At 70.8% G+C, this 23,542-nt stretch carries 25 protein-coding genes; 7 read left to right on the top strand and 18 right to left on the bottom strand.

Annotated features, from left to right (window positions below):
- Positions 1 to 59: 59 nt before the first annotated feature.
- Complete coding sequence (locus tag RUR_RS32085) at positions 60 to 1,604, bottom strand: M28 family metallopeptidase (protein ID WP_283138973.1); 1,545 nt, start codon at positions 1,602 to 1,604, stop codon at positions 60 to 62.
- A 368-nt stretch (positions 1,605 to 1,972) separates the two neighbouring features.
- Here RUR_RS32085 and RUR_RS32080 point away from each other — a divergent pair, with 368 nt between their 5' ends.
- From RUR_RS32080 to RUR_RS32070, 3 genes are all read left to right on the top strand, one after another.
- On the top strand, positions 1,973 to 2,824 hold the full coding sequence (locus tag RUR_RS32080) for an SPFH domain-containing protein (RefSeq protein WP_283138972.1): 852 nt from the start codon (positions 1,973 to 1,975) through the stop codon (positions 2,822 to 2,824).
- Entirely contained in the window at positions 2,817 to 2,996 is a 180-nt protein-coding gene (locus tag RUR_RS32075; RefSeq protein ID WP_283138971.1) for a type II toxin-antitoxin system antitoxin, read from the top strand. The genes RUR_RS32080 and RUR_RS32075 overlap by 8 nt, the downstream gene beginning before the upstream one ends.
- Positions 2,997 to 3,385: 389 nt before the next feature.
- Positions 3,386 to 5,785 (top strand): lysylphosphatidylglycerol synthase transmembrane domain-containing protein, encoded by a 2,400-nt coding sequence (locus RUR_RS32070; RefSeq protein ID WP_283138970.1) that lies wholly within the window; start codon positions 3,386 to 3,388, stop codon positions 5,783 to 5,785.
- Positions 5,786 to 5,791: 6 nt separating this feature from the next.
- Here the strand turns inward: RUR_RS32070 and RUR_RS32065 are convergent, their stop codons facing one another.
- Positions 5,792 to 6,310, bottom strand: a complete 519-nt coding sequence (locus RUR_RS32065; protein ID WP_283138969.1) for a GNAT family N-acetyltransferase — start codon at positions 6,308 to 6,310, stop codon at positions 5,792 to 5,794.
- Positions 6,303 to 7,505 (bottom strand): L,D-transpeptidase, encoded by a 1,203-nt coding sequence (locus tag RUR_RS32060; protein ID WP_283138968.1) that lies wholly within the window; start codon positions 7,503 to 7,505, stop codon positions 6,303 to 6,305. Before RUR_RS32060 ends, RUR_RS32065 begins: the two co-directional genes overlap by 8 nt.
- 263 nt (positions 7,506 to 7,768) lie before the next feature.
- Here RUR_RS32060 and lepB point away from each other — a divergent pair, with 263 nt between their 5' ends.
- Complete coding sequence (gene lepB, locus RUR_RS32055) at positions 7,769 to 8,521, top strand: signal peptidase I (protein WP_346349085.1); 753 nt, start codon at positions 7,769 to 7,771, stop codon at positions 8,519 to 8,521.
- 5 nt (positions 8,522 to 8,526) lie between these two features.
- On the opposite strand, the gene RUR_RS32050 is transcribed toward lepB, so the two are convergent.
- Positions 8,527 to 9,984 (bottom strand): hypothetical protein, encoded by a 1,458-nt coding sequence (locus RUR_RS32050; protein WP_283138967.1) that lies wholly within the window; start codon positions 9,982 to 9,984, stop codon positions 8,527 to 8,529.
- A 108-nt stretch (positions 9,985 to 10,092) separates the two neighbouring features.
- On the opposite strand from RUR_RS32050, the gene RUR_RS32045 reads away from it, so the two are divergent.
- Complete coding sequence (locus tag RUR_RS32045) at positions 10,093 to 11,445, top strand: MFS transporter (protein ID WP_283138966.1); 1,353 nt, start codon at positions 10,093 to 10,095, stop codon at positions 11,443 to 11,445.
- Here the strand turns inward: RUR_RS32045 and RUR_RS32040 are convergent.
- From RUR_RS32040 to RUR_RS32015, 6 genes are all read right to left on the bottom strand, one after another.
- Positions 11,353 to 11,874, bottom strand: coding sequence for a hypothetical protein (locus tag RUR_RS32040; RefSeq protein ID WP_283138965.1), 522 nt, complete (start codon positions 11,872 to 11,874; stop codon positions 11,353 to 11,355). The two genes, RUR_RS32045 and RUR_RS32040, sit on opposite strands and share 93 nt — an antisense overlap.
- A gap of 164 nt (positions 11,875 to 12,038) precedes the next feature.
- Positions 12,039 to 12,539 (bottom strand): hypothetical protein, encoded by a 501-nt coding sequence (locus RUR_RS32035; RefSeq protein ID WP_283138964.1) that lies wholly within the window; start codon positions 12,537 to 12,539, stop codon positions 12,039 to 12,041.
- Positions 12,536 to 12,949, bottom strand: a complete 414-nt coding sequence (locus RUR_RS32030; RefSeq protein ID WP_283138963.1) for a hypothetical protein — start codon at positions 12,947 to 12,949, stop codon at positions 12,536 to 12,538. Before RUR_RS32030 ends, RUR_RS32035 begins: the two co-directional genes overlap by 4 nt.
- Entirely contained in the window at positions 12,946 to 13,434 is a 489-nt protein-coding gene (locus RUR_RS32025; protein ID WP_283138962.1) for a MauE/DoxX family redox-associated membrane protein, read from the bottom strand. Before RUR_RS32025 ends, RUR_RS32030 begins: the two co-directional genes overlap by 4 nt.
- On the bottom strand, positions 13,434 to 14,117 hold the full coding sequence (locus tag RUR_RS32020) for a hypothetical protein (RefSeq protein ID WP_283138961.1): 684 nt from the start codon (positions 14,115 to 14,117) through the stop codon (positions 13,434 to 13,436). Before RUR_RS32020 ends, RUR_RS32025 begins: the two co-directional genes overlap by 1 nt.
- Before the next feature lie 64 nt (positions 14,118 to 14,181).
- Entirely contained in the window at positions 14,182 to 14,331 is a 150-nt protein-coding gene (locus RUR_RS32015) for a GPGG-motif small membrane protein (RefSeq protein ID WP_283138960.1), read from the bottom strand.
- A 74-nt stretch (positions 14,332 to 14,405) separates the two neighbouring features.
- On the opposite strand from RUR_RS32015, the gene RUR_RS32010 reads away from it, so the two are divergent.
- Together RUR_RS32010 and lipB are read left to right on the top strand one after the other, a co-directional pair.
- Positions 14,406 to 15,017 carry a DUF1707 SHOCT-like domain-containing protein gene (locus RUR_RS32010; protein ID WP_283138959.1) on the top strand — a complete coding sequence of 204 codons (612 nt, stop codon included), beginning with the start codon at positions 14,406 to 14,408 and terminating at the stop codon, positions 15,015 to 15,017.
- A gap of 67 nt (positions 15,018 to 15,084) precedes the next feature.
- Positions 15,085 to 15,744, top strand: a complete 660-nt coding sequence (gene lipB, locus RUR_RS32005; RefSeq protein WP_283138958.1) for a lipoyl(octanoyl) transferase LipB — start codon at positions 15,085 to 15,087, stop codon at positions 15,742 to 15,744.
- Here lipB and RUR_RS32000 read toward each other — a convergent pair.
- The 8 genes from RUR_RS32000 to RUR_RS31965 all read right to left on the bottom strand — a co-directional run bounded on the left by RUR_RS32000 (position 15,741) and on the right by RUR_RS31965 (position 23,455).
- On the bottom strand, positions 15,741 to 17,261 hold the full coding sequence (locus RUR_RS32000) for a PucR family transcriptional regulator (RefSeq protein ID WP_283138957.1): 1,521 nt from the start codon (positions 17,259 to 17,261) through the stop codon (positions 15,741 to 15,743). The two genes, lipB and RUR_RS32000, sit on opposite strands and share 4 nt — an antisense overlap.
- Positions 17,258 to 18,298: an S-methyl thiohydantoin desulfurase family protein gene (locus tag RUR_RS31995; protein WP_283138956.1), complete on the bottom strand. Its 1,041-nt coding sequence runs from the start codon at positions 18,296 to 18,298 to the stop codon at positions 17,258 to 17,260. Before RUR_RS31995 ends, RUR_RS32000 begins: the two co-directional genes overlap by 4 nt.
- 41 nt (positions 18,299 to 18,339) lie before the next feature.
- A complete protein-coding gene (locus tag RUR_RS31990) occupies positions 18,340 to 19,425 on the bottom strand; it encodes an S-methyl thiohydantoin desulfurase family protein (protein ID WP_283138955.1) in 1,086 nt (361 codons plus the stop codon).
- 184 nt (positions 19,426 to 19,609) lie between these two features.
- Positions 19,610 to 21,172, bottom strand: coding sequence for a hydantoinase/oxoprolinase N-terminal domain-containing protein (locus tag RUR_RS31985; RefSeq protein WP_283138954.1), 1,563 nt, complete (start codon positions 21,170 to 21,172; stop codon positions 19,610 to 19,612).
- A complete protein-coding gene (locus RUR_RS31980) occupies positions 21,169 to 21,399 on the bottom strand; it encodes a hypothetical protein (protein WP_283138953.1) in 231 nt (76 codons plus the stop codon). Before RUR_RS31980 ends, RUR_RS31985 begins: the two co-directional genes overlap by 4 nt.
- Positions 21,396 to 22,730, bottom strand: a complete 1,335-nt coding sequence (locus tag RUR_RS31975) for a purine-cytosine permease family protein (protein ID WP_283138952.1) — start codon at positions 22,728 to 22,730, stop codon at positions 21,396 to 21,398. The genes RUR_RS31980 and RUR_RS31975 overlap by 4 nt, the downstream gene beginning before the upstream one ends.
- A gap of 51 nt (positions 22,731 to 22,781) precedes the next feature.
- A complete protein-coding gene (locus RUR_RS31970; RefSeq protein ID WP_283138951.1) occupies positions 22,782 to 23,201 on the bottom strand; it encodes a hypothetical protein in 420 nt (139 codons plus the stop codon).
- 5 nt (positions 23,202 to 23,206) lie between these two features.
- Entirely contained in the window at positions 23,207 to 23,455 is a 249-nt protein-coding gene (locus tag RUR_RS31965) for a hypothetical protein (protein ID WP_283138950.1), read from the bottom strand.
- Between the last annotated feature and the right edge of the window lie 87 nt (positions 23,456 to 23,542).

Raw genomic sequence — 23,542 nt, 5'->3', positions numbered from 1 at the left:
TCGGGACGGACGGGAACGGCCGCCCGCCGGCTGCGGGCGGCCGTCGTGGCGATCCGGGGTTACGAGGTCAGGCCGCCGTGGTCGTCGTGACCGGCCTCGGCCGAGCGGAGGCCGGCCGCCGGGCGGGCCGCGCCCTGGCCGGGGAGGTTGTAGGTGTAGGCGAACACCACGGCCGCGGTGGCGATCGCACCGGTGTTCACGGCGAGCGCCTTGTCGCTGATGTTGGCGATGGTGTCGCAGGCCTGGTGGTAGCAGAGGTCGTAGGCGTCGCCCACGGTCCCGCCGAACAGGGCCACCTCGGCCGCGGTCTTGGCGCCGTCGGCACCGGTGAACAGGCCGCCTGACGGGATGCCGACGGCGATGAACGGGCCGTAGTCCGAGCGCCCGGTGAAGTCGGTGCCGATCCGGGGCTGGCGGATCGTGTCGAAGTACTTCTCGTAGACCTTCTCGATCTGGTCGGATCCGGGCGGACCGGCCGGGGAGCCGACGTTGTCGGAGTTGTCACCGTCGTAGATGCCGAAGATGTAGTTGGTCGAGCCGACCATGTCGTAGTTGAGGTAGAGCGCGATCTTGGCCTGTTCGGCGGGGGAGAGCGCGCCGACGTAGTGCTCGGAGCCGACCAGCCCGACCTCTTCGGCACCCCACCAGGCGAACCGCATCCGGTTCAGGGTCGGGAGCCGGCCGCCCAGCTTCAGGGCGACCTCCAGCAGGGCCGCGCTCCCCGAGCCGTTGTCGTTGATGCCGGGCCCGGCGATCACGCTGTCGAGGTGGGCGCCGGCCATGACGACCTTGTCGGCGCGCCCGTACCTGCTCTCGGCGATGACGTTGTTCGTGATCCGCGGCTCGCTCTCGGTCGTCGTCTGGAGCCGGATCGTGGCGCCGGCGAGGCCGGCGAGCTCGTTGCCGACGGCGAAGCTGGCGCCGATCACCGGGACCGGGTGCGGCGATCCGCCGTTGCCGCCGAAGGCGGCCGTACGGCCCGGCTGCCCCTCGTTGAAGATGATCACGGCGCTGGCGCCCGCGGCGACGGCGTTCTGCGCCTTCGCCTCGAAGGTGCAGGTACCCCGCTGGATCAGGGCGACGTTGCCCGGGGTGAACCCGGCGAAGTCACTCGCCTCACAGCCGCTCGTGGAGCCCGGGGTGGGCGGCGGCGGGAGGATGACGTCGACCGCCTGGACGGTTCCGGTCACATTGCCCGAGCCCGAATAGTCCAGGGTGGTGAAATCCCCGGCGGGGTTCCCGCCGGTGTGTGTGTAAGTCCGGGCGGTGGGGGTGAGCCGCTGGAATGTCGGGGTGGCCAACTCGCGGTAGAAGTTGAATTCAAACGGCTGGAGGGTCACGTTGTACCCGGCCGCACGGAGTTTTCCGGCCACATAGTCAACGGATGCGTCGTAGCCGGGGGTGCCTGAGGCACGGGTGCCCCCGTTGGCGTCGGCGATGGCCTGGAACGCCTGGAGGTGGCGCTTGACCTGTGATGCTTTGATGCCCTGGCTGAAGGAGCGAGGATCGGGGGCCGCGTTTGCGGGGACGGCCGATCCCACACTGAGCATGAGGGCGGTGACCGCGGTGGCGGTGGCGAACAAGCCCTTTTTGGGCAGGCGCATTTACACTCCTCTAACAGGTCCGAATCCCACATGTATCCGCAGTATTCGTGCTGGGTGGAACGTAACCGGAACAGTCTTGATGAGGAAGACCTTGAGCATATTCCGTTAAAAACAGGGATTTGCGAATCATGTTCCGGTGGTTTGTCCCCCGGCTCACTGCATAAGTCCGAATTGGGAAATAGTTGGTAGATATCACCCAAACGTCGACCCTTTGGTGGCTGAGAGTGATGATATGGCAACAAGCTGTTGTTGGTTGGGTGTTGTGGGTTTTCGGGGGTGTAGGTGACCTACACCACCTTCGGCGCCCCTTCCCATGACCCTTGCCAGGGGCTATCTTGGTGATATCACTTCGATAGCTAGGAGAACTCATGGAGACCCGCGCGTTCCGGTTGCCCGGTTTCGTGTTCGTGGCGTTGTTGCTGGTGGTCGCCGGCGCGGCGTGGGGCGTTGCCTTTCCGTTCGGGCCGGAGGCGCTCGCGGTGGCGGGCGGGGTGGTCGTCGTGATCATCGCCGTCGTGGCCAGCGGCTTCATCGTGGTCAATCCCAACGAGGCAAGCGTGGTGCAGTTCTTCGGGCGCTACGTCGGGACCGTGAGCGACGCGGGCTTCTACTGGGTCGTGCCCTTCTCGGCCCGGCAGAAGGTGAGCCTGCGGGTGCGGAACTTCGAGACCGCCAAGCTCAAGGTGAACGACGCGGACGGCAACCCCGTGGACATCGCCGCCGTCGTCGTCTACCGGGTGGTGGACACCGCGCAGGCCTCCTTCGGCGTCGACAACTACGAGGAGTACGTCGCGATCCAGTCCGAGGCCGCGGTGCGGCACCTGGCCACCAGCTACCCCTACGACGCCCACGAGGAGGAGCGGGCCAGCCTGCGGGACGGCGCCCACGTCGCCGAGGAGCTCACCGCCGAGCTTCGCGAGCGGATCAGCCTGGCCGGCGTCGAGGTCCTGGAGACCAGGATCACCCATCTCGCGTACGCTCCGGAGATCGCCCAGGCGATGCTCGTCCGCCAGCAGGCGACCGCGGTGGTCGCGGCACGGTCGAGAATCGTGGAAGGCGCGGTCGGGATGGTCCAGCTGGCGCTGGGCCGACTCAGGGATGAGGGTGTGGTCGAACTGGATGAGGAGCGGAAGGCCGCCATGGTCTCCAACCTGCTGGTCGTGCTCTGCGGTGACCGAGCCGTGCAGCCGGTGGTGAACACCGGCAGCCTCTATGCCTGAGCGTAAGAAGCTGCTTCTCCGCCTCGACCAGGCGATATACGACGCCGTGGCGAAGTGGGCCGCCGACGACCTGCGTAGCGTCAACGCACAGATCGAATTCGCACTGCGACTGGCGCTGCGGCAGGTCGGCCGGGAGGTGACCAAGCGGGAGGAGCCGGAGCCCGAGGAGTGAAAGCCGCTCCCGAGATCGCCGAGACCCCGCTCACGATTCGGTGCGATGCGGGGTTTCGGCGTGTCCGTCACCGGGTTTTGGCGTTATACCCCAGGGAAGTTCGCGATTTCTCTCGACAAGGTGGGTGAGATCCCCACCAACGGGGTACCGGCGCAAAAAGATCAACTTACACAACGTATTGGGGTGGATGTCGTGTCCCCATTCACCGGGAATTTGACGCAGGATGGGGAGCACCTGCCGGAGGCGTCTCGGTGGGACGGGTGTTGTGGGAGGAAGGATGGCGAAGGCGGGGTGCCGTGGTGACACCTGGTGCCCGGGGAAGGACTAGACGGGGGGTGACACCCAAGAGCGCACTGGCGGTGAGGGAGATACGGACACGTGAGGAAACGGTGACCTCCGGCGTTCCCGAACAGGGGACGGTCGTCGTCGTCGAACCCGTCCTGCCCCGGCGTATCCGGCGACCGTCCGACGCGCTGCGGTTCCTCATCACCGTGGTGGCGCTGGCGATCGCCCTCTTCCTGCCCGTGGTGGCGCCGGGGACGTTCAGCGGCCTGGAGAGCGACGTCGCCGAGGGCACCCGTCAGGCTCCGAGCGTGCTGGTGTCGCTGGGCGGTTTCCTCGGCGGCATCGTGGTCCTGATGGTCCCGGTGGCGTTCGCCGTCGACCGGGTGCTGCGCCGGGACGGCCTGCGGGTGGTCGGCGGCCTGATCGCCGCCACCCTCGCCTTGCTGGTGTCCCTGGTCATCGACTGGTGGCTGCTTTCCCTCAACCCCGAGGTGCCCCTGGTGAACGCGCTGACCCGGGAGCCGCAGGGCGGGGGTCAGCTGACCGAGCCGGTACACACCATGATCGCTTCGGTGATCGCCTACGTCACCACCGTACGCGTCGGCCGCTGGCCGCGCTGGCAGGCCGTGATGTGGACGGCGATCGCCCTGGACATGGTCGCGATCCTCGCCGCGGGCCGGACCACCCCCCTCGCCCTCATCGTCACCTTCCTGATCGCCCGCGCGGTCGGATACACGACCCTGTACCTGGTCGGCAGCCCGAACACCCGGCCGCCGGGGGGCGCGGTGGTCGCGGCGCTGCGGCGGCTCGCCCTGCCCCCGGTGAGCGCCCGGCGGATCGAGGACGACGCCGAAGGCAGCCGCCGCTACGCCGTACGGATCGCCGACGGCCGGCAGCTCGACGTGACCGTGCTCGACCGGGACCAGCAGGTCGCGGGGATGCTCTACCGGATCTGGCGGTGGATCAGGCTCAACTCGGCGGCCCGGCGCCGCCCCGTCCGCCCGCTCCGGCGGGAGCTGGAGCGGGAGGCGCTCATGGCCTACGCCGCCGCGGCCGCGGGGGCGCACACCAAGCGGCTGGTGGCGACGAGCGATCTGGGCGCGGACACCGCCATGCTCGCCTACGAGCACGTGGACGGGGAGATCCTCGACAACCTCCCCGACGAGCGCCTCACCGACGAACTGCTCCGCCAGATCTGGCACGAGGTGCGGGTCCTGCATGCGGCGCGGCTCGCCCACCGGCGGCTGGTGGGCGACAGCATCCTGGTCGACGACACCGGGCAGGTGCGCCTGCTCGACGTCCGCTCCGGCGAGATCGCCGCCGGCGACATCGTGCTCCGGATGGACGTGGCCCAGCTGCTCACCTTCCTCGCGATGCGGGTCGGGCCCGAGCGGTCGGTACGGCTCGCCGCCGACGTGCTCGGCGCGGACACCCTCGCGGGGGCGGTTCCGCTCCTGCAGTCCGTGGTGCTGGTCCGGAGCACCAGATCGGCGCTGCGCAAGGAGAAGGACCTGCTGTCGCGGATCCGCGAGCAGGTGCTGGCGCTCGTCCCCCAGGTCGCCGTCGAACCGGTCAAACTCGAACGGTTCCGGCCGCGTACCGTGGTGAGCATCATCGCGCTGGCCCTCGGCGCGTACTTCCTGCTCTCCCAGCTCAGCCAGGTCGACCTCCGCGCGACCGTCACCACCGCCCAGTGGGGCTGGGGGCTGGTCGCCGCGGTCGCCGCCGCGGTGAGCTACCTCGCCGCCGCGTTCATGCTCCGCGGATTCGTCCCGGAGCGGCTGCCCCTGTTCAAGACCGTCCTCGCCCAGCTCGCCGGGTCCTTCGTCAAGCTCGTCGCGCCCGCGGCGGTGAGCGGGGTCGCGATCAACACGCGCTTCCTCACCCGGATGGGGGTGCCCTCGGGCCAGGCGGTCGCCAGCGTCGGCGCCTCCCAGCTGACCGGTCTCGTCTTCCACATCGCGCTGCTGTTCACCTTCGCCTACATCACGGGGCAGGAGAGCACGCCCTCCCTCGCCCCCTCCCGCGGGGTGATCATCGGGATCCTTGCCGTGGCGATCCTGGTCGTGGTGGGGCTCGCCATCCCCCGGCTGCGCCGTTTCACCGCCGCCAAGGGCCGCGCGCTCTTCGCCGGGGTCATCCCGCGGCTCCTGGACGTCCTGCAGTCACCGCGGAAGATCCTTGAGGGGTTCGGCGGGACGCTGCTGCTCACCATCGCCTTCGTGGTGTGCCTGGACGCGTCCATCCGGGCTTTCGGGGGGTCGATGAGCTTCGCCTCGGTGGCCGTCGTCTTCCTCGCCGGCAACGCGATCGGCTCGGCGGCGCCCACCCCCGGCGGACTCGGCGCGGTCGAGGGGGCCCTGGTCCTCGGACTCACCCTGGCCGGGCTGCCCGGGCCGACCGCCACCTCGGCCGTGCTCCTCTTCCGGCTGCTCACCTTCTGGTTTCCGGTCCTTCCCGGCTGGGCGTCCTTCGCCTATCTCCAGCGGCACCACGCGATCTGATCGGGCTCACCAGCGCTGGGCGAGCACCATCCCATGCCAGTTGTCCACGGCGAACGGCGCTTCGCGGACGAAGCCGGCGCTTTCGTAGTACCCGACGAGTCTCTCCTGCGCCCCGGCCCAGCAGTCCACCCGGAGCAGGCGTACCCCGAGGTCCTCGGCCTCCCGCCTGGCCCGATCCAGGAGCGCCCGACCCACCCCCAGCCCGGCCCGGCGCCGGTCGGTGACGAGCGCCTGGACGTAGAGTTCCGGCTCGGCCGCCGGGGGCGCGTACGGCACCGGGGGCCCCACGACCATCGCGCCCGCGGGAACCCCGGCGACCTCGGCGATGCGGAGTCCGCCGCTTTCGGCCCACCGGTGGGCGGCGGCGACCCGCTCGGGGCGCCGCGAGAACGGGACCTCACCCCATTGCCCGGTCTGTCCCCGGGAGACCAGCCAGGCCACGGCACGGTCGAACATGGCCAGGACCAGGTCGGCGTCCCCGCCGTCGCCGTTCCGGATGGTCAGGTCGTCGCGTCGGTCAGGCATTCAGCGCGCTTCCTTTCAGCCACTCGCTCCATGGTTTCTCCCAGTACATCCAGCCGTTCTCCCACTCCTGCGCCAGGGGGCGGTCGGTGCCCTTGACGTCGACGATGTCGCCGGGCTGGGACATCTCGTAGAACCATTTGGCGTCCGTCGGGTGGGCGTTGACGCAGCCGTGGCTGACGTTGGCCCGGCCCTGGGACCGGATCGACCAGGGGGCGGCGTGCACGTACTCGCCGCGGCTGGAGATCCGCACCGCCCAGCCCACCTGCCTGTCGTACCACCCGTTGTCGCCCTTTTTACGGCCGGGGGCCCGCATCCGGGTGGGGTTGCCCTTCTCCATGGTGAGGTGGACGCCGGCGGCGGTGGTGTACTCGCGGGTGGTGCCGTTGCCCAGGCTCACCTTCATGGTGCGGACCTTCCGGCCGTCCCGCCGGACGACCATGGTGTGGGTACGGGCGTCCGCGACGCTCCGCTGATCTGCGCCGATCTTGAAGGTCCAGGTCAGGTCCTCGGTCCCGTAGACCTCTTTGGCGGCTCGGACCCCGGTCATGTGGGCGATCAGCCTGACGGTCTGGTGGGCGGGCCAGTACCGCTTGGTCCGGTACACGACCCGCCTGCGATCCATCCAGTACCACGAGCCCTCGACCGGCTTCTCGGCGATCACCTCAAGGGCCCGCTCCACCTCGGCCTGGTTGTAGACCTCGCGGGAGAAGTGCAGGACGATCGGCAGGCCGACGCCGTACGTCTTGCCCTCGTTGGCGGCGAGCACCCAGTCGAGCGAGGCCGCGATGGTCTGGCTCGGTTGCTGGGTACGGAATGCGCTGGTCACGGTGACGGGGGTTCCCGCGGTGTTCGTCGCCCGGGCCGATACCGTGTACTGGGCGCCGGGGGCGAGCGTCCAGGTGGACCGCCATGTGGTGCGGTCCGCGCTGTAGCTTCCCTCGACCGCCTTCCCGCCGGTGCTCACCGTGACGTCGACGAGGGTGCCTCCGGTCGCGCTCACCGTCACCCCGCGGTCGGGCCGGGCCGCCGCGGTGCCGTCCGCCGGGACCACCGCGATCCGGGTGTCCGGCTTGGCGGGCTGCGGCGCCGCCGTCGGGGCGGGGTCCGGGCCGGAGTCGGACTGGCACCCGGAGGCGAGCAGCGTGACCAGTGCGATGATGACCGCCGTCACGGTACGGAGACCACGAAACGTCATCGGATCACGGCGTGACGGTGAGCGGCGGTTCATGGGCGCCTCCGAGGGGGATGGGGTGGGAGCGGGGATGATTGTTACCGGTTACCTGCACCGTAGGACGCTGTCCTGGCAGGAAAAGTTGGGTACTCGGTGGATTTATGCTGTTGCGGCGCTCGCGGTTGCCGGTCCTGTTGGGCATCGTGAGAATGGGGACGCCGCGGAGCTATCCGCCGGTCTCGAACGTTGAGGTGGTTGTGACCGCGGAAGGTAGGCAGGCCGACGACATGCGTGAAGCCATCGACGACAGGAATGAGCAAGAGGTCGACGAGGAAAAGGGGAAGAAGAAGCGAAAAAAGGAGAAGAAGGGATCTTTCCTCAGGGAGCTCCTGATTCTCGTGCCCGTTTCGCTCGGCCTCGCCTTGTTGATCAAGACTTTCGTGATCCAGGCGTTCTGGATTCCCTCGCCGTCGATGGAGAACACCCTGCTTGAGCAGGACCGGGTCCTGGTCAACAAGCTGGTGTACCTGACCCGGGACATCGAGCGGGGGGACATCGTGGTGTTCTCCGGTGAGGGTTCGTGGGATCGGAATCCGGACGTGGCCTCGGTCGACTCGGGCAATCCCGTTTCGGCCGCCCTGAACTGGGTCGGCGTGCTGTTCGGGCTGGTGCCGGGGGAGAAGGACTACATCAAGCGGGTCATCGGGGTCGGCGGGGACGTCGTCAAGTGCTGTGACGCGCAGAATCGCATCACGGTCAACGGTGTACCCCTCGACGAGGGGGAGTACCTCTTCCCGGGGAACGTGCCGTCGGAGAAGTTCTTCGAGGTGAAGGTGCCCGAGGGGCGGCTCTGGGTGATGGGCGACCACCGGGACCTCTCCCAGGACGCGCGCTACCACCAGGAGGTGGGCGACCCGGGGGCCGGGACGATCCCCGAGGACGCGGTGATCGGCCGGGCCTTCGTCCGGATGTGGCCGTTTGCCCGCTGGGGGGTGCTGGACATCCCCAAGACGTTCGGCCAGCCCGGCCTGAAGAAGTAGCCGGGTCAGCCGCGCCGGAGCACCCGGGCCGCCCCGGTGATCAGGGCGGTGGCCAGGATCCAGCCTGACGCGATCAAGGCGTAGGCGAGCCAGGGCGTCCAGCCCACCGGGTCGAAGGCGCCGCGCTGCCCGAACGCGTTGATCGGGATGAGCAGGTCCAGGGTGTAGGCGAAGGCGTTGAACCGCGGGGACTCGGCGGGCTTGATGGGCCGGGGCTCGACGAGGGTGAACGTGACGGTGCCGGCGGTGAGCAGCAGCGCGAACCACACGCAGGCGAGCCACGGGCGGTAGCCGTACCCGACCGTCACGTCGAGGACCCGGCCCCAGAACCGGCCGCCCGGGCGCAGCGTCGCCCGCCTGGCCCGCAGCTTGGCCAGCTGGGTCCGGCGGGCCAGCTCCTCGTTGCCGTCCCTGATGTACCAGGCGGCGAGTTGCTCGTAGGGCTGCGGCCGAAACCCTTGGGGGTCGCGGGCCACCCAGCGGACGCGGTCCTCGATCCCGTTTCCGCGCAACGCCTCGTAGACGGCCCCGTTGAGGCGGAGTCGTTCGGGCCAGACGGCGGGGTCGTCGAAGATGATCCCGATCTTGGAGTAGACGAGGTTGACCGTGCCCTCGATCGGCGTGGCAAAGTGCAGGACAAGCTCCCTGGCCTCCAGGAAGGCGCACCTCAGGTCGCCCTGGAGCTCACCGTCCCGGAAGGAGAGAGTCCCGTTCACCCGGGCGCCGCGGAGCCCGATCGCGCCTTCGGCGGTGAACCCCTCGGTGCACTCCATCACGTCCTCGACGATCAGGTTGTCCGCGAGGAGGGCGTCGCCGCCGGGGTTGCGCAGGGTGGTGCCCCGGAGGAACAGGCCTCCGTTCATCCGCGCGCCCACCAGCCGGACTCCGCCAGATATGTCGGCATTATCAAGGAAGGCCCCTGCCTCCACGACGAGTGAGCCGGAGAAGATCGCCCATTCGCCGAGGTTGCGCACCGTGGTGCCGAGCATGCGCAGGCCGCCGTTGATCTGGGCTCGCGGCAGCCGTACCTCACCGGAGATCTCCGAACCGGAGAGGCTGAGATGTCCGTCCATCCGGACGCCGCCCCCGCAGAAGCCGGGCATGCGGGAGTTCACAATCCGGATGGTCTTCGTTGTGGACTCGGTGAAGTCCGGTCGTCCCTCCAGTTCGCAGCGATCCAGACTGAGTTCGCAGCCGATGGATCCTCCCAGGATGGTCAGGGTTCCGGTGACGCGGGCGCCGCGCAGCCGTACGGCGGGCACCTGGCCGGGCGCGGCGTCCCGGACCCCCAGCAGGAGCGAGGCGATCAGTTCGGCGCGGACGGGTTCGCCGTCGAGTTCGACCCAGGCTCCGGTCGGGTAGGCGTCCCAGACCTTGCGTTCGGCCGGGCTGAGGGAGTCGCCGGGGGAGTCCCTCCGGAACGTGGGGAGCAGTCGCCCAAGTATGCGCGGTATGTCTGCCACCTCTGGATCATTGCGCTTTTCCAGGGAGGCCGGGAGATATCGACTTGTCGGGTTCTGTTAGGTTTATTTATGGTTTATCCGTAATTCGCGACATGGCGCTGTCTCGCCGTGCTCGCTGGGGGAGCGGGTTTCGGGGGGTTCGTGGAGACGGCGGCCGGTGTGACCACGGCGACGCCCGCGCTGTGGTCGCGGAACTTCTCTCTGTACTTCGGCGCCCGGACCGTCGCTCTGGCCGGCGACTCGATGATGCCGGTCGTGATCTCGATCGGCCTGCTGGGCGCGGGGTACGGCGCCGGCGGCGTCGGGGCCGCGCTCGGCGCATGGATGGCGGCGTCGATCCTGTTCATGCTCTTCGGCGGGGTGCTCGCCGACCGGTTCAGCCCGCGCAGGATGATGGTCCTCGCCGACCTGGTCCGCGTGGTCACCCATGGGATCATGGCCTTCGCCTTCATCTCCGGCAAGCCCGTGCTCTGGCAGATCATCTGCCTTGAGATCGTCAGCGGGGTCGCCTCCGCCATGTTCCAGCCGGGCACCGCCAGCCTCATTCCCCAGGTCGCCCGGGACGTCCAGGGCGCCAACGGGGTGCTCCGGATGTCCGACGCGCTCTCCCACATGACCGGTCCGGCCCTCGCCGGCGTCCTGGTGGTCCTGTTCGGCGGGGCCGGGTGGGTGATCGGGATCACCTCGGTCACCTTCCTGCTCAGCGCGCTCCTGCTGCTGGCCCTGCGGGTGAGGCCGCCTTCGGCACCCCTCGTCCGCACCTCGATGCTGCGCGACCTCGCCGAGGGGTGGCAGGAGTTCTCCTCGCGGACGTGGCTCTGGGGGGTCATCGTGATCTGGACGGTGCACGGCCTGATCGTCTTCGGGCCGAGCCTGCCACTCATCTCCGCGATCACGGTGCCCCGGCTCGGCGAGTCCGTCTACGGTCTGGTGATGGGCGCGTTCGGCGCGGGAAGCCTGGTCGGCGGGCTGCTCGCCATGCGGCTTCGGCCGTCGCGGCCGCTGGCCGCCGGGGCGGTCGCCATGTTCGCCTTCGCCCTCTACCCGCTCGGTCCCGCGCTGGGGTTCCCGGCGCCCGCGTTGGCGGCGTCCTTCTTCGCCGCGGGGATCGGCGCGGCGTTCTGGGGCGTGATGTGGGCGACCAGCGTGCAGACCCAGATCCCCGCACCGGTGCTGAACCGGGTGCACGCCTACGAGGTGACCGGCTCCAACGCGGCGATTCCCCTCGGCCAGGTGCTGGCCGGACCGGTTGCGCTGGTCGCGGGTGTGGAGGAGTTGCTCCTGGTCGGGGCGGGGGTCGCCCTTGCCGTACCGATGCTGCTGCTTTCGGTACCCGCGATCAGGAACCTGCGCCGGATCGAGTTCGGCTCAGCCGAGCAGGAGAAGCGTGAGCGAGACGAGCGTGACGACCGTGATCGCGACGGTGATCGCCCGGAGCCGGTCGACCGGGCCGCGCAGTGAGCCGAGCAGCGCGGTCAGCGCCCGTCCGGCGCCGAAGCAGGCCCCGATGAGCAGGGCCGCGGGCAGGTCCGGCCGGGCGAAGAGCAGCCCGGCGGCGAGCACGTAGGGCGCGGTGGAGGAGACGTAGGTGCGGACTCCGGTGCCCAGCTCGAAGCCGAACCGGAGCGCCCCGCGCCGCACGTCCCGCTGCAGCACCGCCTGCGGGATCTGCCGGGCGTTCTGGGGCAGGGCGATCCGGAGAACCCCCGCTTCGCGGAGGACGCCGAGGGCGGCGGCGAGCACGGGCGGCCAGGCCCGCCAGGGGCCGGGGAGCGGTTCGGTGAGCCCGGACAGCGCCCACAGGGCCGTACCGCTCACGGCACCGCCGACCAGGAGCCCTCCGCTGAAGAGGGCGAGCACCGAACCCCGCCAACCTGACGAGAACAACACGTAGTTGCTGTTAAGCGTTCAAACCGAGCCGGATAGGGCGTAGCCTGCGAGGGCCGCCAGCACCGCCCAGCACAGGAGCGGGCTTTTTTGGGCCGAGGCGGCCAGGGCGACACCCCCCAGCAGCGCCAGGGGGGCGAAGGAGAAGAGGCTCCGCAGCCGGGTGGCTAAAATACCGGCCTCCTGCAGCGGACGGTCGCCCGGCAGATCGTCCGGGACCACCAGTGGCCGACCCGCCGGTACCCGTCGTGGCACCGGTAGGTGACCCCGCCGCGGCATCGCCCGCAGGGCCCCGAGTAGGCCCAGAGCCAGCCGTCGTAGACCCCGGAGGCGCACTGGTTCGGCCGCAGCCGGAAGTCGCCCCGCCGGCGATGCCAGCCGTCGATGTCGCAGCAGTCCAGGCAGACCCGGCTCGGCCCGCATCCGGGGCTGCAGTTGTGGTCCGTCGCGTACGAGGGGCACGGGTAGGGCAGGATCCGGTACCCCGCGGCGAAGGCGGTCCTGGCCGCGGGGAAGACCGTCAACGCGACCAGCCCGAGGCTGGTGGCTCCGGCCAGCGCCACCCGGAAGATCGAACGCCGGCTCACCGGGGCGGGGAACCGGACCCTCCGGTGCGCCTTGACGGCCCCCTCCGGCCAGGCTCCCCGCAGCGGCATGATCCCCGTCACGGCACCGGCTCCAAGGCCTTGCCGACGAGTTCGTGTACGGCGTCCGCGGACCCGAGCGGTCCGGCGGCGCGGACCCGTCCCGCCGCGTCGAGGACGACGCCGAAGGGCGCGACCGGGATCGAGTGCCGGTCGAACAGGCCGGGATCCTCGTGGGCGAACAGGGCCCGGACCGGCAATGCCCGTACTTTTGCGGATTCGGCGAGGACTTCGGAGCAGACCGGGCATCCCTCATCCAGGAAGAGCAGGAGCGCCGGGCCGGTGAACCCCGGGAACGCGGTGCCCGGGGCCGGCCCCAGCGCGCTCGGCGCGCCCGTCAAGGCGTGCACCTGGCGGATCAGCCCGGACACCACCAGGCCGAGGAGGAGGATGGCCACCCAGGTCAGCAGGACGGCGGTTGTCGTGAAGCTCACGGTGCACGGACCTCCATGGCCGAGGGCAGATGCCACAACAGGGTCGCGAAGGCCAGCCCGGCGATCAGGGTGATCGCGAGCTCGGAGGCCGTCCGCGCGGGCAGGAGCGGGCCGGAGAGGGCGAGCACCGCCAAGGCGCCGGCGCGCCACGCGGTCCAGCGGCTCACCGGGTGCCGGTCGGCGGAGCAGCCGCAGGGGACGGCGCCGCCCGTACGCAACGTGAGCAGGGTGTAGAGGGTGAACGCCGCCATCAGCGCGGCGGCGGCCACCGTGATCGGGTGGAGCCACAGGGAGCCGGAGAGCAGCGCGTGCACCCCGCCGAGGCCGATCGCGGCTTCGGCGAGCATCGTCGCGACGGCGGCGGGGACGGCCAGGGCGGCGGGGATCACGGCGTGCGCCCGGATGGCGGCGGTCAGGGCGGCCGGTCGACGCAGGTGGCCGAGGGCCGACCCCAGGCAGACCACGCAGACCGCGGCGGCGAGCACTAGAACCCCGCCGTCACGGTGAGGCGGTCCGCCAGCTGCCGCATCCGGGGCACGGCGTGGGCGTGCGGCAGGACCGTGACGCAGGTGGTCTCGTTGACCAGGACGAAGTAGGGGTCACCGCTGGTGAGGGTGTCCTGGAAGAGCTCGAAGGCCCGGGTCGCCGTGCCCTTCCAGGTGGGGAGCCGCTTGGCCGTCCGCCCGTTGAGGGTGGCGATCTCCAGGAGGCCGATCTCGGGCACCTCCTTGAGCAGCTCGGCCGACTCGGCGAAGGTGCCCGTTCTGGGCAGGATGGAGAGGCCGTCCTCGTGCTCTCTGATGGTGAGGCAGGAGAAGAGCCGGACGGCGTCGGCCGTCCCGGCGTGGTAGAGGTGGGTGCCCAGGCTGTGGCGCTTGCCTTCCCAGACCGCGGCGAGGATCCGTTCGCTCAGGCCGCGGTCGCCGACCTGGGTGTATCCGATGCGCAGCCGTCCGCCCTGGGTGGTGAAGCCCTCGCTGAAGGCGAGGACCCCCATGTCCCGGGCCCAGGCCCGGCCGAACGCCAGATCCCCCGAGGTGAACTCGTGGAGCCGGTCGCCGAGGGAGACCTGTACGACGGACGTGGCGGGCGACCCCAGATCGAGGGGGCCCCGCACGTCGAACCGGTGCCCATCAAGGGCTCGATGCGCCGCACTGTTGACCACCATGCCTCATGTCTACCCCTTTGACCTGGGATTTCATGGGAACGACGCGCCCGGTGGACGGTACGGACTAGACGTCGAAGATGCTGATGCCCCCGGGACCGACCAGGAAGCCGAGGACGATGAGGACGATGCCCCAGAGGAACTCCCGCTTGGCCAGGATCGAGTAGATCCCGGAGATGACGAGGATGACGGCGATGATCCAAAGCAGTGTAGCCATGGGTCTCGTCTGCCCTGGTTTTTCGATAGCTAACGGATACCGCAGAATTGGATGTACCCCGCTATCGTGCAGATATGGAGAATTCGCCGCAACGCCGTGAGGCGTGGCTGGAAATGCGGGCCTCCGACGCCGATCGGGATCGCACGATTCAGATACTCGGTGAGGCGCTCGCCATGGGACGGCTCACCGTCTACGAGCACTCCGAGCGTCTGGACGCCGTCTACCTGGCGAAGACCATCGGCGAGCTTGAGCCGATCACCCGGGACCTGCCGCAGGTCGCCGGGGAGCGGAAGACCCCGGTCGCTCCGGCGGTGGACCCCGACGGCTCCGCCGACGGGACCGACACGATGATCGCGGTGTTCGGCGGGACGCGGCGTACGGGCCGCTGGCGGGTGCGGCGCCGGAGCAAGGTCGTCACGGTCTTCGGCGGGGTGGATCTGGACATGACCTCGGCCGTGTTCGACGCACCGGTCGTCGAGATCAAGATGACCGCGGTCTTCGGCGGGATCAACATCACGCTTCCCGAGGGGGTCGAGGTCCGGAACGAGGCGATCGGGATCTTCGGCGGGATCGACGCCCAGCAGGACGACGATCCGCCGCTCGGCGCCCCGGTTTTGGTGATCAAGGGGTTCGCCCTCTTCGGTGGGGCGAGTATCGCGCCTAAGCGGAAGAGCAAGAAGACCTAAGAGACATTTGACTGTTTTGTCCGTCGTAAGCTCTGGGTGGAACCTGTCAACGGGGAAGGAGCCCGGCATGCGGGAGCGGCGGCTTTCTCTGCTCGACGACGACCTGGTGGAGTACGAGCAGGCCATGGCGCGCATGGCCGAGCTGGTGAAGCGCCGGCAAGAGGACGCGATCCCCGACACCCTCTGGCTGCTCAGCCACCACCCGGTCTTCACCGCCGGGGCCCGGACCCTCGGGCAGCACCTGCCCGCACCCGAACACGGGATCCCGGTCATCGCCACCGGCAGGGGCGGGCAGCTCACCTACCACGGCCCCGGCCAGCTCGTCGGCTACCTCATCGTCAAGCTCCGCCGGGACGAGGGCGTCGTCGACTACGTCCGCGAGGTCGAGAACCGCCTCGTCCTGGCGTGCGACAAGCTCGGCGTGGCGGCCGAACGCCGGGAGACTCCCCCCGGGGAGCAACTGCTCACCGGGGTGTGGACCCGGCGTACCGGCCGGAAGATCGCCTCGATCGGGATGCGGGCAAGCCGGGGCGTCACCAGCCACGGGTTCGCCATCAACCACGACGGCGACCTCACCCCCTGGGACTGGGCGGTCGCCTGCGGCATGCCCGCGACCGACACCACCTCCATCGCCCGGGAGCTCATCGAGGAGGGACGGGAGGTGCCCGGCGCCGCAGACCTGCGCCTGGCCATCCGCGACGCCTTCGACGTGGTGCCCCAGCCCTAGCCCACCCTGATCGCCCGGCAGGCCAGCTGCAGCGCGAGTCTGTCGTCCGGGGTGGCGAGCGCCGTGCCGAGCAGCGACTCGGCCCGCCTGACCCGCTGGCTCACCGTGTTCCGGTGCAGGCCGAGCCGCTGCGCCGCCTCCGAGGGGGAGCACCCGCAGTCCAGATAGACCTCGATCGTGCGCAGCAGTCCGGGCTCCCCCAGCAGCGGATCGAGGATTTGCCGGGCGTAGTCCCGGAAGGCCGCGGAGCCGTACCACCCGAGCAGCAGCCGTTTCGCGCCGAGCTCGTCCACATGCTTCACCGTCCCGGGCTCGCCCGACGACGCCGACACCACCGCCGCCTGCCTCGCCTCGGCGAGCGTCGAGGAGATCCCCCGGGGCCCCTGCGCGGGCTGTCCGATCCCGGCGACCAGCACCGGCCGGTTTCCCCCTCGACGGAAGGAGGCGAGCGCCGACCGGACCGCCGCGGGCAGCTCCCGGCCCCAGGCCGGCGAGGGGCTGGTCACCCAGGTCGACCAGCCTCCGGCCAGCTCGGCCACCGGTCCGGCCACCCCGTGCGCGGCGAGCTCGCCGGTGAGCCGCTCGGTCACCGTCGGCGGATGCCCGGCCTCCCCGACGACCGCGATGTGGATCCCGCTGTGCCAGCCCTCCAGCCGCCAGCCGAGCTTGGCCGCCTGCTCGTTGAGGTAAATCGGGACCTCGCCCTCCACATGGAGGAGCTCGGCGAGGACCTGGCTCCGGCGCCGCGCGTCCCGTTCCGCCGCGAGCCGTTCGCCGGCCAGCCACGCGGTCACGTACGCGCTCGCCGGACGGAGTACGGCCAAGGCGGCGTCCCGCCAGAGCGGCCCGCCCGCGGCCGCCTCGCAGACCACCCAGAGGTCACCGGCCGGGCAGGCCGCCACGTTCAGCGAGCCGGCGCGCTCGGCGAACTCGGCCGACGCCTCCGCGAGCAGATGCCCGCACTCGGGGGCGGGGCCCGCGATCGCCGATCCGCCCGAGGTCACCAGGGCGGTACGGCCGCGCAGGCTCACGTCCACGGCGGCGAGGATCCGGGTCAGGTCTCCGGCGGCGGCGTGCAGCCTGCGGGTCGCCAGGTTGAGCGTACGGGCCAGCGTGATCTCCGGTCGGCGTACCAGGGCGAGCAGCCGGCAGGCGAGGACGGGCGGGCTCAAGCCCTCCGCCACGGTCAGCACCGGAAGCCCGAGCCGGTCGGCGAGCCGGCCGGTCGACATGGCGGCGTGCGCCCGTCCCCCGGCGACCACGAGGAGCCGGCCCGAGCGTCCCCGGAGTCGGCGGCACACCAGCTCCACCAGGTGCTCGGTATGGGTGAGCCCCCCGGCGCCGGTCAGGTCGAGCACCGCGGCCGCGCCCGGAGGCGCGCTGTCCAGCTCCCGCCCGCCGGTGACAAGGATCACCTCGCGTACGGCCGAATCCAGCCCGGAGGCCCCGCCGAGCAGCTCCCCGGCCCGCAGGGAGTCGTCGGCGAGCAGGTCGCGGACGGTGACGGTCGTGCTCACATCCCCTCCGGGAGGTAGAGGCCGAACGCGGCCGGGCCCGCCAGCGCCCGCCCCGCCGGTTCGTGCCAGCGCGCGGGCGCCGGGAGCCGGAGGACGTCCACGTGCCGGCCGGGGGTCAGCCGGTCGGCGGAGACCGGCTGCCAGCTGCGGGTGTCGACCAGACTGATCAGATCGGGGACACAGCCGACGATCGACCCGTCGTCCAGGGCGAGCAGGAACTCGTCGGCCAATTCGATGCGCAGCGTCCGCTCCCGGTCGCGGGTGTGCTCCAGGGTGGCGACGCCGAGCCCGTACGGCGTGCGCTGCCGCACTTGAAGGACGGCACCGGAGAAAAGGATCTCACCGCCCTCGGCGGACAGCCCCGCCCTGGCCCGGGTCCGCTGCGCCGTGCGCAGCATCCGGCCCAGGCGGATGGCCCGGCTGAACGAGCCGGTCAGGGCGGCCCGCTCGACCTGCCCGGCCCGCATCGGGTAGAGGGCGCTGGCCGCCCAGGCGCCGAGCGCGGGCAGGGCGGCCCGGGCCAGCCGCTCCACCGCGGCGTTGTCACCCGAGCCGATGATCACCGTGTCGCCCGAGGGGTCGACCAGGACGGCGGGCGCCGCAGGCACCTCGGACAGGGTGAACACGGTCTGGTCGAGCCGGGGGAACGCGCGGCCCATCCCGTCGGCGTCGACCAGCGGGAGGTCGAGCCAGGCCGCCACCGCGACCGGGATCAACGCGTTGAAACCGGCCGCCTCCATGCCTTGGACGGCGGACGCCCGTACCCCCAGCCACCGCTCCAGGGTCCGCACCGCCGTGACGAACTCGTCGCCGCCGGGGAGCCGCTCCAGCATCACGGTGATCGCCCCGATGGCGGCCACCGTGATCACCCAGTCGTCCGGGTCCAGCTCGGACGGGGCGACCAGCCGGACCGGCCCGTACCGCTCCAGAACCCGGCGGACCAGGATCGCGGCGGAGACGGTGTCGCCTCCGCCACCCGAGCCGAGCAGGGTGGCTCCGGCCGCCAGATCCGCCAGGTCGGCTGAGGCGATCTCCACGGGGTTCAGCCTAGAGCCGCCCGGCGGATCGGCCCACCCGGTTACCCGAGGGTCTCCACGGGGACGTAGGGGTCGGTGAGCCCGAAGGCGGACGGGCCGAAGACCGCCAGCGCCGCCGGGGAGCGCATGATCGGCGGAGTGGAGATCGTGTACACGGTGATGCGCTGGCCGTAGCGGAGCGACTCGGTGGTGACGGGCTCGGCGGTCTCGGAGTCCAGGGTGCAGATGAGGTCCGGCACGATCGCGCGGACCTGTCCGTCCAGCCGGGCGACGAGATGCTCGTTCTGGAACGTGATCACCAGCGTGCCGCCCCCGTCGAACCCCTCCAAGGTCACCTGGCCGCGGGCGAAACCCTCGATCGTCCGTCGCTCAACGTCCACCACCTTGCCGCGGAACAGCACCGCCCCATAGGTGTAGATGGTGTCGGCGAGGGTCGCGGTCAGCGCGGCGAACGGGTCCTCGTGCCGCTCCCGCGCCTCGCGGAGCGCACGGCCGATCGTCCGGCAGAGGCTGAGCGTGCCCGGGATCGCGGTACGCCGTACCGTCGCCGCGTCCATCGGATAGTCGCAGATGTAGGCGGCGCCGCCCATCCGGATCGTCAGGCCGCGGGCCAGCCACTCCATCCGGACGTTGTCGTCGGTCTCGATGATCGCGGTGTCCCCGTGGTCCCCGGCGATGGACATCGGCGTCCCCGGTACCCCGTACACGTTGAACGTCTCCATCTGCAGCTCGGGGAAGGCCCGCCCCATCCCGTCGGCGTCCACGATCGGCAGGCCGAGCTGCGCCCCGAGCAGCAGCGGCATCATCGAGTTGATCCCGCCGCACTCGATCGGCATCGTCGCCGAGGCCCGCCGGCCGAGCCGCCGCTCCAGTGCGGTCAGCGCGGCGCGGCCGCCCTCCCCGCTCGGCAGCTTCTCCACGAAGACCGTGGGGGCGCCCATCATCGCCGACGGCAGCACCAGGGCCTCGTCGGGCAGCTCGTCCACCCCGATGATCTCGACGCGGTGACCCGCCTTCAGCTCCTGCTCCACCAGGAGCCTGCCGATGTACGGGTCGCCGCCACCGCCCGTACCCAGAACCGCGGCTCCGCGGGCGGTGTCCCGCAGGCCTTCCAGCGTCAGCTCCATCGCAGTCCCTCCCCGTCGCGATCTTCCGCGGACCGGTGCCCCGCGGCGGCGACGGGGGACGGAGGCCCCGGTCGCGGCCACGGGGCTCCGGGTTCCCCGGATCTCACCGACCGTGCGCCCGAGACGCTCCATGAGACCCGGCGTCCGGCGGGGCCGGCCGGCCCGCCGGAGGAATTCGGCTGAATCACGCGCGTGCCACCTCAAGCTCCCCGACGGCCTTGACCCTGATGCGGACCGCGTTGCCGGGCAGGTAGGCGATCGGCACCTCGTCCACCTCCACGATCTGCGCGCTCTCCGGCCGCGCGCCCGCGGCGACGGCCTTGTCCAGCGCCTCCGCCTTGGCGTGCTCCAGGACTTCCTCCCGGGTCAGCACGCCGATCGCGAAGATCCGGTCCACTTCCCCGCCGACCTGCGCGATGGCCGCCCCGATGGCGTTCGCCACCGCGAAGTGGTCGGGCCGGCGGACGTCGGGGAAGCCGGGCAGCTCGTCGGGGAGCAGGATCGACCCGCCGCCGACGACCACCACCGGCAGCGGAGCCGCCGAGGTCCGCATCCGGTCCACGATCTCGGCCACGTCCCGGGCGATCCGCGCCAGGGTCGCCCGGACCGCGCTCCGATCCAGGTGCGCCACCAGACCCGGGTCCCCGATCTCGGCGAGCCCGCCGGCCACCGCCAGGTCCGTCGCGGTCAGCGTGTCTCCCCCGAAGACCAGCGCGCGCCGCGTCAGCTCGTACCCCACGCTGTCCGGCCCCACGGCCGTCCCCCGGACCCTGCTCCCGCCGCCGATGCCCACCGAGAGCACGTCCGGCATCCGGAAGTTGCTGCGGACCCCGCCGAGGTCGACCTCGGTCGCCGACTCCCGGGGGAAGCCGCGTGCCAGCACGCCCACGTCCGTGGTCGTGCCGCCGATGTCCACCACCGCGCAGTCGGCGAGGCCGGACAGGAAGGCGGCGCCGCGCATCGAGTTGGTGGGGCCCGAGGCGAACGTCGCCACCGGATAGCGCCGGGTGTACTCGACGTCCATCAGCGTGCCGTCGTTCTGGGAGAGGAACAGGGGTGCGTCGATCCCCACCGTCTGGAGCGCCGTGCCGAAGGCGTCCACGATCCCGTCGGCCAGGTCCCGCAGGCAGGCGTTGATGATCGTGGCGTTCTCCCGCTCCAGCAGGCCGATCCGGCCGATCTCGTGCGAGAGGCTGATGTGCACCTCGGGCAGCTCGGCGCGGAGCACGTCCGCTGCGAGCTGCTCGAACTCCGCGCTTACCGGGGAGAACACCGAGGAGATCGCGACGGATCGGACCCCCTTGGCGTGCAGGTCGGCCGCGACCTTCTTGATCTCCTCCGGATCGATCGGCGCGATCACCCGGCCGTCGAACTCGTGTCCACCGTGGCAGAGGTAGCCGTGGTCGCCGATCGCCAGGCGGAGCCGGTCCGGCCAGTCGACCATCGGCGGGAGCGCCCGGGTCGCCGGGAGCGCCAGCCGGATCACCGCGGTCTCGGTCAGCCGGCTCGCCTCCACGATCGCGTTGGTGAAGTGCGTGGTTCCGATCATGACCGCTTGGATCTGCCCCGGGGCGAACTCCCGCGCGCTCGCCAGGCCGCGCAGCGCGGCCACGATCCCGGAGGTGACGTCGTCCGTGGTGGACGTCTTCACCTCGGCCAGGACCGCGGTCCCGTCCATCAGCACGGCGTCGGTGTTGGTGCCGCCGACGTCGATCCCGATGCGCAGCGTCCGCTCGATGCGCGTCACGGCGCCTCCTCTCTCCGGTCGACCCCTTCCAATCGTTCTCCGGTACGGCCTGCGGCCGGGTTCCCGCCGGCTCCGGGGGTCGGCCGGGTACGGTTCGCGGCGGGGTGGGTGCCGCGGGGGCCGTACCCGGCCGGGCTCTTGGGGTTCCCGGCAGATCGCCCGGTACGGCCTGCGGCGCCCGGGCCGCGTGCGCCGTACCGGATCGGCCGGGGGAGGCGGGCGCTCACGCGGCGGACACCGCCAGGACGCGGGGTTCGCCGATGCCCCGGATCAGTCCGAGGCGGCCCAGTGCGGCGTAGGCGACGAAGGCGAAGACCAGGGCGTTGAGGGCGGGGATGCCCCACTCCACGTAGTAGCCGATGAGGAACGCGGCGAGCCAGACCGCCAGGGTGGCCGGCACCCAGGTGGGGGCGTGCTCGGGGAGGCGCCCCGACTCCCGGGAGGCGGCGAGGATCGGCCGCCACCGTCGCACCACGAAGTACTCGGCCACCATGATGGCGGCGACCGGGGTCACCGCGACGCTCAGCAGGACCAGGAAGTCGATGAAGCGGCTGAGGATCCCCACCGCGGACAGGACCGTGCCGACGGCCCCGAAGACGACGGTGACCAGCACCCGGTTGACCCGGACGCCCAGCACCGAGTCGATCATCGTGACGATGCCGAGCGAGGAGGAGTAGAGGTTCCAGTCGTTCACCTTCAACGTGGAGGCGATCAGGATGAGGGTGCCGATCGCGCCGCTGGTGGTGCTGACGATCTGGGTCACATCGCCGGTCCGGAGCGCGTGGGCGAGGAGCACCCCGATCAGGGCGATGACGTACTCGCCGAGGGTGATGCCGACCAGGGTCTGCTTGACCACGTCGCCGACGCTCCGGTTGAACCTGGTCATGTCGGGCGTGATGACCGCCCCGACGATGAAGCCCCCCGCGACGAGCGTGGTGGCCGCCGGGATGGTCAGAATCACCCCGGCCGGGTCGGAGGCGACCAGGTCGCCGAGGGGGTGCCGGGAGAGCTCCACGGAGATCGACCAGCCCGCGAGGGCCAGGAACGCGGGGACGGTGATGTAGGCGGTCCACGCCATGGACGCGAAGCCGTACACCACGATGACGATCACGGCCAGCCCGGCCACGATCGCCCACACCCAGACCGGCGGACCGCCGAGCAGGGATTTCAGGCCGTCGGCGAAGACCGCGTTCTGCACCCCGAACCAGCCGATGAGGGCGATGGCGAGCACCAGGCCGATCAGGCCCGACCCCATCCGGCCGAAACCGGTCCACCGGGCGAGCACCGAGGTGGACATCCCCTCCCGCATCCCGGCGATGCCGACGAAGATCGCGACCACCTCAAGGATGATCGCGCCGAGGGTGATGGCGAGGACGGCGTCCCAGAAGGTCATGCCGAGGCCGAGGGTCGCGCCGAGCAGGAACTGGGAGAGGGCCGAGAGCTGTCCGAACCGCTGGACGGCGACGGTCATCCAGGAGTAGCGGGCACCGGCGGGGACGCGCTCCAGCGCGTAGTCGTCGTGGCCGATCGGGGTGCCGCTGGTCGTGGGGTGAGGCATCGGGTCCTCCACGTGCCGTGCCGGATGCCCGCACGGTAGACCAGCGGAAGGTCATCCAGATATGGGCGATTCGCACAGGCTTGTGTGGGTGGATGTGCGATCTGCCCTGCGGCCGGGGGCGTCGGGGGCGAGCGGCTCCGGATCGGGTGCCGGGTGCTCCCGGGCGTCGAGTTCGGCGGTGGTGCGTGACACCTCCGCGACGTCGAAGGGGATCCGCACCATCGGGCCGGGCTGCCGGAGCGAGGGATCGCCGGCCAGCCGTTCCGCGAGCGTGGCCCGCGCCGCCATTTCCCCTGCGGACTTCTCGATTTCCCCGTGTACCAAATTAATCGCGCTTAAGCTGATATGTCCGCCGTGTCCGTTAATAAGGTTTTCTATCCGGGGAAGGCATCGGTCAAGAACCTCGGAGAGCTGGGCGAGTTCGATCGCCAGATGCCGGACATTGTGGGGATCCACGCCGATAAAGGTCATCGTGGTCACTCCTTGCGATGGATGTGGCTCGCTCGGAGCAGCACCTCGTCGACCTCCGCGGACACCGGGCCGTCGAGGAAACCGGCGAGCGCCGCGCGTCGCTCGGCGAACTCCTCTTCCCACTGCCGGGTCGGTGAGCCGACCCAGGTCTGCGTGCCGAGCCACGCCTCGACCCGGTGCACCGCCACGTTGATCTCGTCGACGAGCTGCTGGATCACCGCGACCGCGGCCTGAACCGCCTCTGGATCCGCCATCGTCCCCCCACCCCGAGAAACGGTGAATCATCGCTTACCCGGTAACGTACGTCATTCCCCCGCCGAGGAAACATCTCTTCACAGATT

This window comes from Rhizohabitans arisaemae (genome assembly GCF_025996515.1).
Lineage (GTDB): Bacteria > Actinomycetota > Actinomycetes > Streptosporangiales > Streptosporangiaceae > Rhizohabitans > Rhizohabitans arisaemae.
This window is presented reverse-complemented; position numbering and strand designations above follow the sequence as displayed.

What these genes read in the sequence shown, in the direction of transcription:
- RUR_RS31970 (WP_283138951.1), bottom strand. Translation starts at nt 23,201, where the DNA reads ATGACCTTTATCGGCGTGGATCCCCACAATGTCCGGCATCTGGCGATC.
- lipB (WP_283138958.1), top strand. Translation starts at nt 15,085, where the DNA reads ATGCGGGAGCGGCGGCTTTCTCTGCTCGACGACGACCTGGTGGAGTAC.
- lepB (WP_346349085.1), top strand. Translation starts at nt 7,769, where the DNA reads ATGCGTGAAGCCATCGACGACAGGAATGAGCAAGAGGTCGACGAGGAA.
- RUR_RS32085 (WP_283138973.1), bottom strand. Translation starts at nt 1,604, where the DNA reads ATGCGCCTGCCCAAAAAGGGCTTGTTCGCCACCGCCACCGCGGTCACC.
- RUR_RS31990 (WP_283138955.1), bottom strand. Translation starts at nt 19,425, where the DNA reads ATGGAGCTGACGCTGGAAGGCCTGCGGGACACCGCCCGCGGAGCCGCG.
- RUR_RS32015 (WP_283138960.1), bottom strand. Translation starts at nt 14,331, where the DNA reads ATGGCTACACTGCTTTGGATCATCGCCGTCATCCTCGTCATCTCCGGG.
- RUR_RS32075 (WP_283138971.1), top strand. Translation starts at nt 2,817, where the DNA reads ATGCCTGAGCGTAAGAAGCTGCTTCTCCGCCTCGACCAGGCGATATAC.
- RUR_RS32020 (WP_283138961.1), bottom strand. Translation starts at nt 14,117, where the DNA reads ATGGTGGTCAACAGTGCGGCGCATCGAGCCCTTGATGGGCACCGGTTC.
- RUR_RS32060 (WP_283138968.1), bottom strand. Translation starts at nt 7,505, where the DNA reads ATGACGTTTCGTGGTCTCCGTACCGTGACGGCGGTCATCATCGCACTG.
- RUR_RS32065 (WP_283138969.1), bottom strand. Translation starts at nt 6,310, where the DNA reads ATGCCTGACCGACGCGACGACCTGACCATCCGGAACGGCGACGGCGGG.
- RUR_RS31965 (WP_283138950.1), bottom strand. Translation starts at nt 23,455, where the DNA reads ATGGCGGATCCAGAGGCGGTTCAGGCCGCGGTCGCGGTGATCCAGCAG.
- RUR_RS31975 (WP_283138952.1), bottom strand. Translation starts at nt 22,730, where the DNA reads ATGCCTCACCCCACGACCAGCGGCACCCCGATCGGCCACGACGACTAC.
- RUR_RS32010 (WP_283138959.1), top strand. Translation starts at nt 14,406, where the DNA reads ATGGAGAATTCGCCGCAACGCCGTGAGGCGTGGCTGGAAATGCGGGCC.
- RUR_RS32080 (WP_283138972.1), top strand. Translation starts at nt 1,973, where the DNA reads ATGGAGACCCGCGCGTTCCGGTTGCCCGGTTTCGTGTTCGTGGCGTTG.